At 60.4% G+C, this 13,360-nt stretch carries 15 protein-coding genes; 8 read left to right on the top strand and 7 right to left on the bottom strand.

The annotated features are described in order from the left end of the window. Positions 1-114 precede the first annotated feature (114 nt). Positions 115-603 carry an N-acetyltransferase gene (locus DW661_RS01085; protein WP_117640591.1) on the bottom strand — a complete coding sequence of 163 codons (489 nt, stop codon included), beginning with the start codon at positions 601-603 and terminating at the stop codon, positions 115-117. A gap of 77 nt (positions 604-680) precedes the next feature. Here DW661_RS01085 and DW661_RS01080 point away from each other — a divergent pair, with 77 nt between their 5' ends. Continuing rightward, the gene (locus DW661_RS01080) at positions 681-977 is read left to right on the top strand and encodes a hypothetical protein (RefSeq protein ID WP_055310006.1); all 297 of its coding nucleotides are present in this window, start codon (positions 681-683) and stop codon (positions 975-977) included. Between the two features lie 48 nt (positions 978-1,025). Here DW661_RS01080 and DW661_RS01075 read toward each other — a convergent pair whose 3' ends face one another. Beyond that, complete coding sequence (locus DW661_RS01075) at positions 1,026-1,730, bottom strand: class I SAM-dependent methyltransferase (protein WP_117640590.1); 705 nt, start codon at positions 1,728-1,730, stop codon at positions 1,026-1,028. A 434-nt stretch (positions 1,731-2,164) separates the two neighbouring features. On the opposite strand from DW661_RS01075, the gene DW661_RS01070 reads away from it, so the two are divergent. Beyond that, positions 2,165-2,566: a hypothetical protein gene (locus tag DW661_RS01070; RefSeq protein ID WP_117640589.1), complete on the top strand. Its 402-nt coding sequence runs from the start codon at positions 2,165-2,167 to the stop codon at positions 2,564-2,566. A 126-nt stretch (positions 2,567-2,692) separates the two neighbouring features. Here DW661_RS01070 and DW661_RS01065 read toward each other — a convergent pair whose 3' ends face one another. Next, on the bottom strand, positions 2,693-3,505 hold the full coding sequence (locus DW661_RS01065) for a putative RNA methyltransferase (protein WP_118259607.1): 813 nt from the start codon (positions 3,503-3,505) through the stop codon (positions 2,693-2,695). A gap of 191 nt (positions 3,506-3,696) precedes the next feature. On the opposite strand from DW661_RS01065, the gene DW661_RS01060 reads away from it, so the two are divergent. Further along, positions 3,697-5,079, top strand: coding sequence for an MATE family efflux transporter (locus tag DW661_RS01060; protein ID WP_117776027.1), 1,383 nt, complete (start codon positions 3,697-3,699; stop codon positions 5,077-5,079). Between the two features lie 27 nt (positions 5,080-5,106). On the opposite strand, the gene DW661_RS01055 is transcribed toward DW661_RS01060, so the two are convergent. Further along, entirely contained in the window at positions 5,107-5,973 is an 867-nt protein-coding gene (locus DW661_RS01055; protein ID WP_118934223.1) for a LysR family transcriptional regulator, read from the bottom strand. A 158-nt stretch (positions 5,974-6,131) separates the two neighbouring features. On the opposite strand from DW661_RS01055, the gene DW661_RS01050 reads away from it, so the two are divergent. Both DW661_RS01050 and DW661_RS01045 read left to right on the top strand, forming a co-directional pair. After that, complete coding sequence (locus DW661_RS01050) at positions 6,132-7,034, top strand: DMT family transporter (protein WP_117757282.1); 903 nt, start codon at positions 6,132-6,134, stop codon at positions 7,032-7,034. An 86-nt stretch (positions 7,035-7,120) separates the two neighbouring features. After that, a complete protein-coding gene (locus DW661_RS01045; protein ID WP_118934221.1) occupies positions 7,121-7,846 on the top strand; it encodes a uracil-DNA glycosylase in 726 nt (241 codons plus the stop codon). A gap of 51 nt (positions 7,847-7,897) precedes the next feature. Here DW661_RS01045 and DW661_RS01040 read toward each other — a convergent pair whose 3' ends face one another. The 3 genes from DW661_RS01040 to DW661_RS01030 form a co-directional block, all read right to left on the bottom strand. Further along, positions 7,898-8,578 carry an SDR family NAD(P)-dependent oxidoreductase gene (locus DW661_RS01040; RefSeq protein ID WP_118934219.1) on the bottom strand — a complete coding sequence of 227 codons (681 nt, stop codon included), beginning with the start codon at positions 8,576-8,578 and terminating at the stop codon, positions 7,898-7,900. A gap of 9 nt (positions 8,579-8,587) precedes the next feature. Next, on the bottom strand, positions 8,588-9,310 hold the full coding sequence (locus DW661_RS01035; RefSeq protein WP_233543264.1) for a VUT family protein: 723 nt from the start codon (positions 9,308-9,310) through the stop codon (positions 8,588-8,590). A 156-nt stretch (positions 9,311-9,466) separates the two neighbouring features. Beyond that, positions 9,467-11,080: a peptide chain release factor 3 gene (locus tag DW661_RS01030; RefSeq protein WP_117717017.1), complete on the bottom strand. Its 1,614-nt coding sequence runs from the start codon at positions 11,078-11,080 to the stop codon at positions 9,467-9,469. 215 nt (positions 11,081-11,295) lie between these two features. On the opposite strand from DW661_RS01030, the gene DW661_RS01025 reads away from it, so the two are divergent. From DW661_RS01025 to DW661_RS01015, 3 genes are read left to right on the top strand one after another with little or no spacing between them, the layout of a single operon-like run. Beyond that, on the top strand, positions 11,296-11,676 hold the full coding sequence (locus DW661_RS01025) for a GntR family transcriptional regulator (protein WP_117817262.1): 381 nt from the start codon (positions 11,296-11,298) through the stop codon (positions 11,674-11,676). 23 nt (positions 11,677-11,699) lie between these two features. After that, entirely contained in the window at positions 11,700-12,581 is an 882-nt protein-coding gene (locus DW661_RS01020) for an ABC transporter ATP-binding protein (RefSeq protein ID WP_118934217.1), read from the top strand. Then, positions 12,578-13,276, top strand: a complete 699-nt coding sequence (locus DW661_RS01015) for an ABC-2 transporter permease (RefSeq protein ID WP_118934215.1) — start codon at positions 12,578-12,580, stop codon at positions 13,274-13,276. The genes DW661_RS01020 and DW661_RS01015 overlap by 4 nt, the downstream gene beginning before the upstream one ends. Positions 13,277-13,360: the final 84 nt, after the last annotated feature.

The following is a 13,360-nucleotide window of genomic DNA, read 5'->3' as shown; positions in this document are numbered from 1 at the left end:
CGGGTTCATCTGGAACGGCAGCGACGCGAGCCCCACAACAACGCGTTTTGCCAAAAAATGGCCCCACCCGGGGCCATTTTCATTTAGATGGAGTGTTGGTATGCGCCTGGGCGCTTATGCCTCGCGCAGCCAGTCAAACGCAACACGCGGTGTGCCGTCCGACACATACACGACGCCGGCGCGCTCGAACCCCGCCTTAACGATCGCACCCTGCATGGGAAGGTTGTCCTGATGCGTGTCGATGCGCAGGTGGTCGGCGCGCTCCTTGGCAAAGACAAACATCGCAGCCGCGATGCCGTGCACGGTGCCGTCGGATGCCACACGGTGCAGCACGGCGTATGGAGTGTCGCTACGCCATTGGCCGCCCTCAATCACGTCATAGCACTCGTCCGGACCCGGTAAAAAGGCAAACGTCGCCACCACGCGGCCGTCGACTTCGCACACGTAACTGCCACCAGCGGCAATATCGGCAGCCAGCTGCTCGGCCGAAGGCGTGCCCTCGGGCCACTGCATGGCGTTGCCATGCGCGCGCATAAAAGCGCGGGCCGCGTCATAGATAGCCATGACGGCGGGAATGTCGGTATCGAGGGTTTTTCTGATCATCACGCGGCGACCTCACGTTTATTGGTATCACTTTGATTGAGCAATGATACCAGCGTTTGAAGAGGGGCGCGAAGCAGATGGGGAGCAAAAAGCGAGCCGCCTGGTCAAAGGCAAAGAGCGAGTTTTTGGGCGCTGCCACCGGCGGCGATATGAGCGATCTGTTTGCGCGCGAAGACGAGCGCCGCGACGCCCTGGACGCCGAGCGCGATGAAGCCTGGCGCTACAAGTCGTGCGAACGCAAAAACCGTTACGACACGCGCGCCGAGGCCGAGGCAGTTATGGCCGACTGCGAAAACCGCGGGCGGCGCGGCCTTGCCTGCTACAAATGCGAATACTGCGGCGGATGGCATCTGACGTCGCACCCCTGGAAATAGGCCCCGCATCGGCACGGCGCTGGCGAAGCGCCGGCCATCGCACGCAAGCTACGGGCGCGGCGGCACCAAAACGTCGTAGCGAACGGCCTTGCCCGCGAGCTGATAGCTCGGCTTAACGCCGGCAAGCAGCGGCCCCTTCACCGGCCGTTTGATAACGACTTTGCGCGGATACACCGCAAGCGCTGCCTGGACCAGCGTCTCCTCGTCGGCGCACGGCTGCTCCAGATGATGCAAAAGCTGAAACTTCTTTTTAACCGCCGCACTCTTGGCGCGCTCGGGAAACATAGGGTCCAGATACACCACGTCGGGAGCGGCGAGCTCACCCTGCTCGATCAGCTCGGCCGTATGGCGAAGGCCGGCAATGCTGTCCTCGCCGGCATGTAAGCGCATTCGTGCCACGGCTGTCGCAAGCGCCGGATCATCTGTCGCGCGATCCAAGGCATCCTTGAGAAGCGCCGCGATCACGCAATCCTGTTCATACAGATCGACGGTAAAGCCCGCGGCCGCCAGCAGCAGCGAGTCCTCGCCAAAGCCTGCTGTGGCATCAATCGCCCATGGTTGTTCGATGCCTTTTGTGCGCGCAGCCTTTACCAACAGCTCTTGCTGCAGACGACCCTGCTTGAGCCGTGGGCGCATGCGGGCAAAATCGGCACGCAGCTCCATCGTGCCATCGGTGAGCGTGAGGCCCTCGAACGTCCGCACGAGCTCTAGCCCTGCGGCCCGAGCAACAGAAAAGGGATCGACGACGCCCATGGACACTCCTTAGCAAACAAAACGAATACATGGGCGCCATTCATGTCGGCACCCAACCGTCCGTTATTGTCCCACATGCGACATGGTCCACAGCATCCCAATGCAAAGCACAGCCATCAATACCGTGCACACGGCAGCGATCACAGAATCACTCATGCGCCTTCCCAGCGACCGCGGCTCATCCACTTGCTTGACTCCGTACATCATGGCTCCTCCTTCGGTCCAGCTCTTACCATGGCCTCATCATCGCAGCGCCGCGCATGCGCTGCCATCGATTTGACTTACGTCCAGCTTTCCTTTTTGAAAGGTTGAACCGTGCAGGCAAGAGACGCTTTCAGGCGCATGCATCGCCGCGTTGAACTACAATGTGCTTCACCATATGTGCAGCACATAGGGTGCGCCAGGTTGGCGTACTCGTATCGAAAGGACCAGCCATGAGCTTCACTCGCAAGACTCTCAAAATCCTTGCCCTGATTTATTTTGTTCTGGGCATCGCCAGTCTCGTCATTGGAATCGCCGGCATCGCGACCGGCAAGTTCGAGTCCACCTACGGATCGAACGCCATGCTCGCCGCGGCCGTGATTATCGCCAAGGGCCTCATCGATCTTGCCGCGGGCGTTGCGGGCATCAAGGGCGCCAACAAGCCTTCGCAGGTGGATGGTGCGTTTAAGCTCGGCATCGTCGCCGCAATCGCCACGATTGCGCAGGCCGTGCTCACGCTTCCCGCGTTTGGCGGCGACGCCATCAACTTTGGCGCCTTTGTCATCGTGGTGTACGACCTGTTCTTTATTCAGCAGGCACACGACATTAAGGCCGAGAACAAGGACCGCCTGTAGACTCCCTCCTTCCACTGCCCCCTACATCCAAGCAACCAACAAGGACCGATCGCGCAGCAACGCGGTCGGCCCTTTACATTTGCCCAGATAAAACCTGCCAAAATAAACCTGTCCCTTTTTGGTAGGTTAGTGGCGGTACTCGGCGATGATGAAGTCGATGTCGGTTTGAAGGGTGTCCAGGTTTGCCAGGCGCTCTTTGTCGGCGGGGCGCGTGCGGTAGTAGTACGGCGTCATCTGGAACACCGCCTCGATGTCGGCCTGGGTCTGGAGCGTAATGTTCGCAGACACCCGCTGCGTTCCGACCAACTCGAGCTCGGTAGTCTTCGGCAGCTTCTCGTCGTTGAGATATGGCGTGTCGTAGAGCACCTCCTTGAGCCCAAACAGATGACGGGCACCCGGCACCACGGTGTAGAGCGAGCCCCCGGGCGCCAGCACGCGAGAAAACTCACGCTCGTTAAAGGGAGCAAAGAGCTCGGTCACCATATCAAAGGCGCCATCAGCCACGGGGATATCCTTCATGTTGGCCACAAAATAGGTCGCATCGCCGCGCTTGGCGGCCAGGCGCACCATCTCTTTGCCCAAGTCGAACCCGTAAGCGTCCACGCCCGGCACCGCACCCATGGCGCTGGTGTAGTAGCCCTCGCCGCAGCAAATATCGAGCAAGGTCATGGGGCCGTTCGTAGACGCGGCACGTTCAGACACCCGCTCGCGCACCAGCTCGACCATCGCATCGCGCAACAGCGCATAGTATCCACGGTTCAGAAAGTCACGACGGCTGCGCGCCTGCGACTTGGGATCGCCCATGGAGTCGCCGCTCTTGGACGAGCGCAGCAGATACAGATAGCCCTCGCGCGCACGGTCAAACCGGTGTCCACCCGCACATGCAGCACCGCGCTCGTCGTCCACCAACGGCTCATGGCAAACGGGACACAACAACATGGCAACTCCTTAGCGCGAACAACACAACGCCCACCATTGTCGCACGCCTTCCCCACCTAGTCATAGAAGAGACAAGGAGTGTCCCCAGCTGCCGACAGATAAGGAACGTCCCTAAGTGCCGGCTGGCTGCATTAGGAGTATCATCGTCTGCGCAAATAAGCACGAAAGAGCATATTAGAGATTGAGAGCGTATGGCAGGCACCGCATCTAAGCACATTGACATGACCACCGGCTCGCTATGGCGCAATATTCCCCTGTTCGCCTTCCCCGTGGCCGCCACGAGCATCTTGGAGCAGCTGTCGAACCTCATCGCCACGGTCATCATCGGTAACTTCTCGGGCGACCAGGGAACCCTCGCCATGGCGGCGGTCGGCTCCAATGTTCCGCTTACCAGTCTTATGCTCAACCTTTTTATTGGCATGTCGCTTGGCTCCAACGTGGTCATCGCCAACGCTATCGGCCGCAACGATCAGAACATGGTCAAACGCGCCGTCCATACCTCGATTTTAATGGCGCTCGTGGGCTTTGTCGTCATCGCACTGGGCGAGATCTTTGCCGAGCCCATGCTCGCTGCGCTCAACGTGCCTGCCGAGACCATGCCGCTCGCCTCGCTCTACCTGCGCGTCTTTTTGCTCAGCATGCCCTCGATCTTGCTCTACAACTTTGAGGCCGCGATCTTCCGCTCCGTCGGCATCACCCGCATGCCGCTGCAGGCGCTCGCCGTGTCCACCGTCCTCAACATTGGCCTGGACCTCATCTTTGTCCCCGTGCTCCACTGGGGCGTCACGGGCGTCGCCATCGCCACCGCCATCGCCTACACCGTCAGCGCCGCCACACTCTTTGTCCACCTGCTCAAGACCGACTCCGTCGTCCGCGTCACCCCACGCGACTTAGGCTTAGACCCCGTCGCCCTCAAGCGCATCGTCAAGATCGGCCTGCCCGCCGGCATCCAAAGCGCTGTCTTTGCCGTCGCCAACATCATCATCCAGTCCGCCATCAACAGCTTGGGCACCGAGGTCATGGCGGCATCAAGCGCCGCCATGAGCTTGGAGTACGTGTGCTACAACCTGCTCAACAGCTTTAGCCAGGCTTGCACCACCTTTGTGGGACAAAACCACGGCGCTCGCCAGATCGACCGCTGCACCAAGACGCTCAAGGTCTGCCTGATCGAAGGCGGTATCGTTGCACTCACCACGATTATCGTTATCGTCGGTCTGGGGCGCGAGATCCTATCGCTCTTTAACAGCGACCCCAACATCGTCTCGATCGGCTACATCCGCGTGTGTTCGATCTTCCCGGCATACGCCTTTAGCATGTTTTACGAAAACATGTCCGGCTACCTGCGCGGCTTTGGCATCTCGCTCATGCCCGCCCTCATCACCATGATCTGCGTCTGCGGCATTCGCTTCTATTGGGTATTCTGCGTGTTCCCGCACTTCCGTACCTTTGCGAACATCATGATGGTCTACCCCATCAGCCTGGGCACCACGGCATTCTTTATGGTCGTGGCGGTATTGCTCTGCCACCCGGCACGCACCTATCACACCGCCCAAGCCAAAGCGACAGCCCGCTAAACACCGCACTCAACGTCACGCCAGTCATTAATTGACAATATGCGAGCTCATATAGTCGATAAAACGCCTCGTGGCGATAGGCATGGTGTCCCAGCTGCGCCAAGCTGCCACCACGTCGCGCGAGGGAGCATGCACGATGGGACGTACGCGGATATCGGCCCGCATGCCCTCGACGGTACGGCGATACAGCATACTTACGCCTAGGCCCTCCTCCACCATCGCCATGATGGTGTAGTCGTCGGTGACCTCACTCGTCACGTGCGGCGACAGCCCGTGCGCCGCGAATGCATCGAGCACCAGACTCTGTTCGCCCTCATCCAGCAGCACAAACGGTTCGGACGCCAGGTCGGCGAGCGTCACCTTTTCCTTTGCCGTCAGCGGATGCGCGGCCGGCAACAGCGCCACCAGCTCGTCGTGATAGACCACGCGCTTCTGAAGCCCCGTGGTAAATCCGCGTGCCGTAAAGCAAAAGTCAACCACGCCATCGTGCACCCACTGGGCGTTGCGCGTGTAATCGCCCTGCTTGAGGGTAAAGCGTACGCCCGGATGCAGGGCCCCAAAGTCGCGGATCACGCGCGGCAACACGGTACGGCTCACATTGGTAAACGTCGCAATGCGAATGTCGGCCGATGAAAGCCCCAGCAACTCCTGACGCTTGCCCTCGAGCTCGGCCTCGGCAGTTACAATCTGGCGCAGATACGGCAGGTACTGTTTGCCGTCGCGCGTAAGCGACACGCCCTGCTTGCCGCGCTCGATAATCGTGGTGCCCAGCTCGCGCTCGAGCGCTTTGACGGCCTGGCTTACCGCACTTTGCGTATAGCCCAGCTCGTCGGCCGCGCCCTTCAGGCTGCCGCAATCGACCACCATACATACAATCTGATACCGCGATGCCATCGTGCCTCCACATCGATGTAGCCGTAAAACGTTTTGCCAGGGCTTTTTCTTCCAACATTAGTATTTCTTAATCATACTGAAGATACATTCGCTTTACTACATCCATATCTGGGAGCAGAATCCTTTTTGCGAAACCGTTCTGTAACAAAAGGAGTCCCATGGATCGCAAAAAAGCAATCGCGCTCTCATTTTCCGTTCCCGTCGCATGGGGCTTTTCGTACCCCCTCATGAAGATCGGCATGGACAGCATGAACGCCACGAGCATCGTCGCGCTGCGCTGCATCATCGCCTTTGCGGCCTGCCTGCTGCTCTTCCACAAGCACGCGGTGCGCATCAACCGTGACCTGATGGTCCGCGCCGCCATCATCGGCGCCATCATGGCAACCGAGATCACCTGCATGTGCCTGGGCTCCAGCCTCACCTCCGCCTCCACCGCCGGCTTTTTGCAGAGCCTGACGGTCGTAATCGTGCCGTTTGCCAACGCGGCCCTGCTGCGTCGCGCTCCCGAGCGCAAGGTGCTCATCGGCACCGGCATCGTCACCTGCGGCATGTTGCTGCTCTCGGGCGCCGACTTTACCAGCCTGAATCCCGGCGCGATCATCATGCTGCTCTCGGCCTTTATCTATGCCGGCCACATTATCATCGCCAAGCGCTTTGTCGAAGAAGTCGATCCGCTGGCTCTGGGCGTTTGGCAGCTGGGCTTCGGCGGCTTGTTCTCGGGTATCGCCGCATTTACCTTTGGCGGCTTCACGCTTCCCAGCACGCCGAGCGAGATCGTCGTTATCGTTGCACTCGCACTCATCTGCTCTGCCTACGGCTTTATCACCCAGACGCTCGTGCAGCCCCACGTACCTGCCGAAACCACTGGCTTCGCCTTCTCGCTCGAGCCGGTCTGCTCCGCCGTCTTCTCGTTTTTCCTGGTCGGCGAGGTCCTGAGCCCTATCGCCTTCCTTGGCGCTGCCCTCATCCTCACCGGCGTCATGGTGGCAACTGTCGAGCTTCCGCGCCTTCGCGCACATGGGCATGCTCATATGGCGGCAGCGCCCGAGCACGTCTCGTAGACCCCACTCCTCATACAGCCGCGGCATAAAGGTCTCTGACGCCTTTACAATAGATGCCGACAAAGCATCTGCCCTAAAGGAGTTCCATGGACGCTGCAACTCGCGACCGCAACATAGCAACTTGGTTGGGCGATGCGCCGCAGCCGGTACGTGACACTACGAACCAGCTACTCGAGCGCATCGCCCTTCTGCGTGCCGAGCAGACCATCTACCCGGCACAAGACGACATCCTCAATGCCCTCGCCTACACGCCGGCCGACCTGGTCAAGGTAGTCATCCTGGGCCAAGACCCCTATCACGGGCCCAACCAGGCCATGGGGCTGTCGTTCTCGGTGCCTGCGACGCAAACCAAGTTGCCGCCGAGCCTGCGCAACATCTATAAGGAACTCAACGCCGATCTGGGCTGCCCCATTCCCGCCACGGGAGACCTAACCCCCTGGGCACAACAGGGCGTCCTGCTTCTCAACACGACGCTCACCGTGCGCGAACATGCCGCGAACTCGCACGCCAAGCTGGGCTGGAGCACGCTCACCGACTACGTTATCGAACGCTGCTGTCAGCTGCCCCAGCCGGTCGTCTTTTTGGCATGGGGCCGCTTTGCCCAGCAGATGGTCGAGGGCAAGCTCGCCGCGACCGGCGCGGGCAAGGCGGGCGGCAAGTTCTGCCTTGCCTCCACGCACCCCTCGCCGCTTTCGGCCAACCGTGCCACGGCAGAACTCCCCGCTTTTATGGGGTCGTGCCCCTTCTCCGCTGCCAATCGGCTACTCGAACAGCACGGCTCGACCCCCGTCAACTGGACTTGCCTCGGCTAAAAATCGATACATCAAAAAACGCGCCCGACGGCTTCCCATCGGGCGCGTTTCCTATTCGGGCCAAATAAATTGTGTGCGGCCGGCCTCGCCGCCATCGATCAGCAGGCTCTGCCCGGTCATAAACCGGTTGGTCACGCCCACAAAGTAGGTCCACTCGGCGATCTCTTGGGCGGTGGCCCAGCGTTTAAGCGGCGTGAGCTCCATAATCTGGTTCCACAGGTGTTCGTCTTCCATCACGCAACGGTTGAGCGGCGTGATAACGCCGCCCGGGTCCACACTGTTGGCGATAGCCTGCGGCGCCAGACGGTTTGCAAGGTTCTTGGTGTAGGCGATAACGCCGCCCTTGCTGGCGGCATAGGCGGGAAACTCCGATCCCGTATGCCCGCTCGCCGACCCCACATTGACCACGGATGTAATGGCCGGCGCCGGCTTGGCGGCAAGCCCCTCCCCCACAAAGGCATAGCGCTCGGTCACGTTGATGGTGCCGCACAGGTTGGCGGCAATATCGTCGGCCGAATCCTGCGTGCCGGCAACGTTCACGATCACCTGGGGTTCAAGCTCGTCTGGAAACGAATCCGGCTCGCGGACATCGACGATCAGATGGCGATAGCGCTCGTGCTCGACTGCCGCCGGCAGCAGATCAAAGCCCACGACCTCGTGACCCTCGTCCAAAAAGCGCTGCACGCACGCGGCTCCAATACCACCCGAAGCACCCGTGATCAAAACCCGCATACTTGCTCCTTAGGCGATTGCGTGGCGCTCGAGGTACTCGGCGCCCACATTCTCACGCTCCCAGCCACGCACGACCTTGTAGCCCACGGGGCTCAGGAAGACCTCGCACAGCAGCTCGGCAACAGCGCCGGTCAGCGAGCACATAAGGACCTGTACCCAGGTCCAACCAAAGAACGTGTGGCTCACCACAATGGCAAAGACCAGGTTGTCGATAAACTGGCCAACACCCGTGGACACATAGGAACGGAAGGCAAAGCTCGCAAAGTTATTCTTTTTGAGCATACGGCCGAGCGACTGGTTGAGCGTGGAGTTCACCACGGCAGAAACGAGCATTGCCAGCGAAGAGCCCAACACCACGTACCAGGTGCCGCCGATGGTGGCGTTAAGGGCGGTGTTGACCTCGATCATGCCCGTGTCATAGTAGGCGCCCCACATGCCGGGCGTGAGCGAGCACAGCCAAAAGCACAGGCTTACGGCCAGGTTGACCGCCAGCGCGAGGATAGAGATTTTGATGGATGCCTTGGCGCCAAAACGCTTGCAGATCATGTCCTGGCACAAAAACGAGACCCAGCTCACCACAAAGCCGCAGTCGAGCGCCAGATATGGCAGGCTGATAAGCTCTTTGTTGGCCAGCAGGTTCATCATGATGACACTCACGAAAAACAGCGAAACCGTTGCCGCGGGAATGCTCCGCAACAGGACCTTGTAGTCCTCCATGACCTTCTTGATCATTATGTACTCCTTTGGTTTTAGGTTTAACGAGCAGGATATCGGACCCGAACTGCTCGGACGTCACGGGCTTGAGACGACGATGGGTATAATAGCCGCTCACACGGCATCAGGCAAGCAAACGACGCGGCAGCCCCACAGGGCCACCGCGCCGGTGCGCTAAAACGTTACGTTGCCGAACTCCGACAGGACAAGGTCGGGGTTGTGGTCGGTAGCCCAGTCCACGTTCCACGGGCTCGTGAACAGCAGCAGTTTGCCGCCGCGCATGTCCTCGACGCGCAGGGTATCGCGCGTGAGCGAAAGGCCCGGGATATCGATGGTGTCGGGGTCGTTTTGGATCCAGCGGATGTCCGTATAGGGCAGCGGCTGGCGACGAACCTCAACACGGTACTCGGCCTTGAGGCGGCGCTCGAGTACCTCAAACTGCAGCACGCCGACCACGCCCACGATGACGCTCTCCATGCCGGCACCCAGCTCGCGGAAGATCTGGATGGCGCCCTCCTGGGCAAGCTCCTCCATGCCCTTCACAAACTGCTTGCGCTTGAGCGTGTCGACCTGCGTAATGCGGGCAAACATCTCGGGGGCAAACGTCGGGATCTGCGGATACTGCACGTGGCGCTTGCCGGAGCACACGGTGTCGCCGATGCTAAAGATACCGGGATCGAACAGGCCCACGATGTCGCCGGCGTACGCCTCGTCCACGATGGCGCGATCGTCGGCCATCATCGAGGTGCCCGTAGCCAGCTTGAGCTTGCGGTTGCCCTGCACATGGAAGGCATCCATGCCGCGCTCGAACTTGCCCGAGCAAATGCGCACAAAGGCAATGCGATCGCGATGGTTCTTGTCCATGTTGGCCTGGATCTTAAACACGAAGCCGCTAAAGTCGTTCTCGGCGGGCGCGACCGGCTCGCTGGTGAGTGTATCGGTATAGGCGCGCGGCGTCGGGGCCAGACGCAGGAACTCTTTAAGGAAGGGCTCCACACCAAAGTTGGTGAGTGCCGAGCCAAAGAACGCCGGGCTCAGCTTGCCGCAGGCCACGGCATCCAGGTCGAGCTCGTCACCGGCGCCATCGAGCAGCTCGATGTCGTCCATCAGGTTCTTGTGGTTCTCCTCGCCAATAAGCTCGTCCATGGCCGGATCGCCCAGCTCGGCCTCGACCTCGGCGACCTTCTTGGTGGCGTTGGCGTGGCCGTCGCCCTCAAAGGCAATGACGCGACGGGTCTGACGATCGAACACGCCGCGGAAGTTGCGCCCGCTGCCGATCGGCCAGTTCATGGGATACGTATTGATACCCAGGACGTTCTCGATCTCTTCCATGAGCTCAAACGGATCGCGAGCCTCGTGGTCGAGCTTGTTCACAAAGGTAAAGATGGGAATATGGCGCAGCGTACAGACCTTAAAGAGCTTTTTGGTCTGGGCCTCGACGCCCTTAGCGCCGTCGATGACCATGACTGCGGCGTCGGCGGCCATAAGGGTACGGTAGGTATCCTCCGAGAAGTCCTGGTGGCCGGGGGTATCGAGGATGTTGACGCAGGCGCCGTTGTAGGTGAACTGCAGCACCGAGGAGGTAACGGAAATACCGCGCTCCTTCTCGATGTCCATCCAGTCCGAGACGGCATGCTTGGCCGAGCTCTTGCCCTTGACCGAGCCGGCAGTCTGGATGCTGCCGGTATAGAGCAGCAGCTTCTCGGTAAGCGTGGTCTTACCGGCGTCCGGGTGGCTGATGATCGCGAATGTGCGGCGCGACGAGATTTCATCCGACAGGCTTGCCATGCGGATCCTTTCTTGCATTGAGTGCATTACGTCGATGTAACCGCACTATTGTAGCCGCGAAATCCCGCTCTAGGGCGCCTATCAGGACAAATTCATCAGTTGGGGCCTGGGTAGCCGGCCCAATCCGAATTTGTCTCTTGCGTAACTGTGCATAGTGTATATATACTGTGCTTACCGGTTATATACACGTGTAGCCCAACAGCTAAGGAGCCGCTGTGGACATCATCCTATCCAATTCGAGCGATAAGCCTATCTACGAACAGATATCCTCACAGGTCAAAGCTCAGATCCTTTCGGGCACACTCACTGCGGGAGCCAAACTCCCCAGCATCCGCGCGCTCGCGAGCGATCTTGGCGTGAGCGTCATCACCACCAAGCGCGCCTACGCCGACCTGGAGCAGCTCGGGTTTATCTGCACCGTGCAGGGCAAGGGCTGTTTTGTCGCCGAGGGCAACCAGGAGCTCTTGCGCGAAAACCAGCTCTGCCATATCGAAGAACTGCTTGCGAAAGCGGCGAGCCAAGCCGAAGCCCTGGGCGTTACGCGCGACAAGCTGCACGAGATGCTCGACCTGATAGCCCCCGAAACCATGCAGTAGCCATCTGCAAGAAAGGCTATACCATGCAAAACCTTCTAGAACTCAAAGGCATCTCACGCCGTGTGAGCGACCGTTTTTCACTGCGAGACGTCACACTTGCCGTGGAGCCCGGCCAGATCGTTGGCTTTGTGGGCGCAAATGGCGCCGGCAAGACGACGACCATTCGCGCCGCGCTCGGGCTTATAAAGCTCGATGCCGGCGAGGCGCATCTGCTTGGACAGCGCTGCGACGCCAACGCGCCCGACGAGGCACAGCGCCACCTGCGCTCCCGCGTCGGCCTTGTCCTGGACACATGCCCCTTCCCCTCCACGCTCAAGGTGGGCCAGGTCGAGAGGCTCGTAGGCCCGGCGTACCCCACGTGGAGCTGCGAAACGTTCGCCGGATTCATCGACCGATTTGGCCTCGACCCCAAGACGAAGGTCAAGGACCTCTCCCGCGGCATGGGCATGAAGCTGCAGCTCGCCTGTGCGCTCAGCCACAATGCCAAGCTGCTCGTTTTGGACGAAGCCACCGCGGGCCTCGATCCCATGGCGCGCGAGGAACTGCTCGACGAGTTGCTTGCCTTTGTCGCCGACGGCCAGCACAGCGTGCTGCTCTCGAGCCACATTACGTCCGACCTCGATCGCGCCGCCGACCGCGTCATCTGCATCGATAACGGTTCGATTGTGTTTGACCTGCCGCGCGAGGACATTACCGACCGAGCCGGCATCGCCCACTGCACCCAAGCACAGGCCGCAGAGCTTATGGCTTGCGTCGAAGGCGCCCGTGCCGCCCACCACGCCTATAGCGTGGACGTGCTCGTGCCCAACCGTCGCGATGTGCTCGAGGCCTTCCCCGAGATTCCCTGCGACCGGGCAACCATTGATGACTATCTTCGCCTCACGCTGAAAGGGGCTTCGAAATGAAACGCGCCTTTATGTCTGAGCTCGCCATCGTCCGCACGCTTGTCCCGAGCATCGCGGGCGTCGGCCTGTTCATCTTCGTCGTACTGACCCTCGCCAACGCATCGGACGGTGACTCTGGCATGAGTGCCGGCGCCTGCGCGGTCAGCGCCATGTCGCCCATCGTGGTCATGAACTCGCTGGCCGGCTACGACAATCAAAACGGATGGGAGCGCTATCGGGCAACGCTGCCCATCTCGCGCAAAGACATCATCTGTGCACGCTACCTGAGCATCATTGTCTTCTCGGCCGTCATGGCGTGCGCCGCCGCGCTTTTGAGCATCGTCTCCATCCCGCTCTTCAACAGCGCGGGTATTCCCTCGACGGGACAGACCGTCTTTGAGACCACAATAGCCTCCGCCGCATCGATGCTCATCTCCCTCATGATGGTGTTTCTGGCACAGCCGCTGTTCTTTCGATTTGGACACATGGAGGCGCTGCGCCTTTCCGTCGGCCTGTTTGCCCTGCTCGGATGCCTTGCCATGGCCACGCTGAGCTCCTCCAACCCCATCAGCAACTGGCTCATGTCGATTGCTGGGGCGAATCCCGATCCCGCCGTCCTCGGCTGCCTGTGCGCAGGAATTGCCGTACTGGCCCTCACGCTATGTGCAATCAGCTGCACCGTCAGCACCAAGGTCTATCGGGCACGCGACCTGTAGGCAAGCAAATCTCGACCCACGCGGGCCGCAATCGGTCGCAATCGCCCATCCGCAAATCCATGGCAAACGGCATGTCCCCGGCGT

The sequence above is a fragment of the Collinsella sp. AM24-1 genome, from assembly GCF_003470325.1.
GTDB lineage: Bacteria > Actinomycetota > Coriobacteriia > Coriobacteriales > Coriobacteriaceae > Collinsella.
Note: the sequence above shows the minus strand (reverse complement) of the source record. Positions and strands in the feature narration are given on the sequence as shown.

Excerpts from the sequence above, each read along its gene's own strand:
- DW661_RS01085 (WP_117640591.1), bottom strand. The coding sequence starts at position 603 with ATGATCAGAAAAACCCTCGATACCGACATTCCCGCCGTCATGGCTATC.
- DW661_RS01080 (WP_055310006.1), top strand. The coding sequence starts at position 681 with ATGGGGAGCAAAAAGCGAGCCGCCTGGTCAAAGGCAAAGAGCGAGTTT.
- DW661_RS01075 (WP_117640590.1), bottom strand. The coding sequence starts at position 1,730 with ATGGGCGTCGTCGATCCCTTTTCTGTTGCTCGGGCCGCAGGGCTAGAG.
- DW661_RS01070 (WP_117640589.1), top strand. The coding sequence starts at position 2,165 with ATGAGCTTCACTCGCAAGACTCTCAAAATCCTTGCCCTGATTTATTTT.
- DW661_RS01065 (WP_118259607.1), bottom strand. The coding sequence starts at position 3,505 with ATGTTGTTGTGTCCCGTTTGCCATGAGCCGTTGGTGGACGACGAGCGC.
- DW661_RS01060 (WP_117776027.1), top strand. The coding sequence starts at position 3,697 with ATGGCAGGCACCGCATCTAAGCACATTGACATGACCACCGGCTCGCTA.
- DW661_RS01055 (WP_118934223.1), bottom strand. The coding sequence starts at position 5,973 with ATGGCATCGCGGTATCAGATTGTATGTATGGTGGTCGATTGCGGCAGC.
- DW661_RS01050 (WP_117757282.1), top strand. The coding sequence starts at position 6,132 with ATGGATCGCAAAAAAGCAATCGCGCTCTCATTTTCCGTTCCCGTCGCA.
- DW661_RS01045 (WP_118934221.1), top strand. The coding sequence starts at position 7,121 with ATGGACGCTGCAACTCGCGACCGCAACATAGCAACTTGGTTGGGCGAT.
- DW661_RS01040 (WP_118934219.1), bottom strand. The coding sequence starts at position 8,578 with ATGCGGGTTTTGATCACGGGTGCTTCGGGTGGTATTGGAGCCGCGTGC.
- DW661_RS01035 (WP_233543264.1), bottom strand. The coding sequence starts at position 9,310 with ATGATCAAGAAGGTCATGGAGGACTACAAGGTCCTGTTGCGGAGCATT.
- DW661_RS01030 (WP_117717017.1), bottom strand. The coding sequence starts at position 11,080 with ATGGCAAGCCTGTCGGATGAAATCTCGTCGCGCCGCACATTCGCGATC.
- DW661_RS01020 (WP_118934217.1), top strand. The coding sequence starts at position 11,700 with ATGCAAAACCTTCTAGAACTCAAAGGCATCTCACGCCGTGTGAGCGAC.
- DW661_RS01015 (WP_118934215.1), top strand. The coding sequence starts at position 12,578 with ATGAAACGCGCCTTTATGTCTGAGCTCGCCATCGTCCGCACGCTTGTC.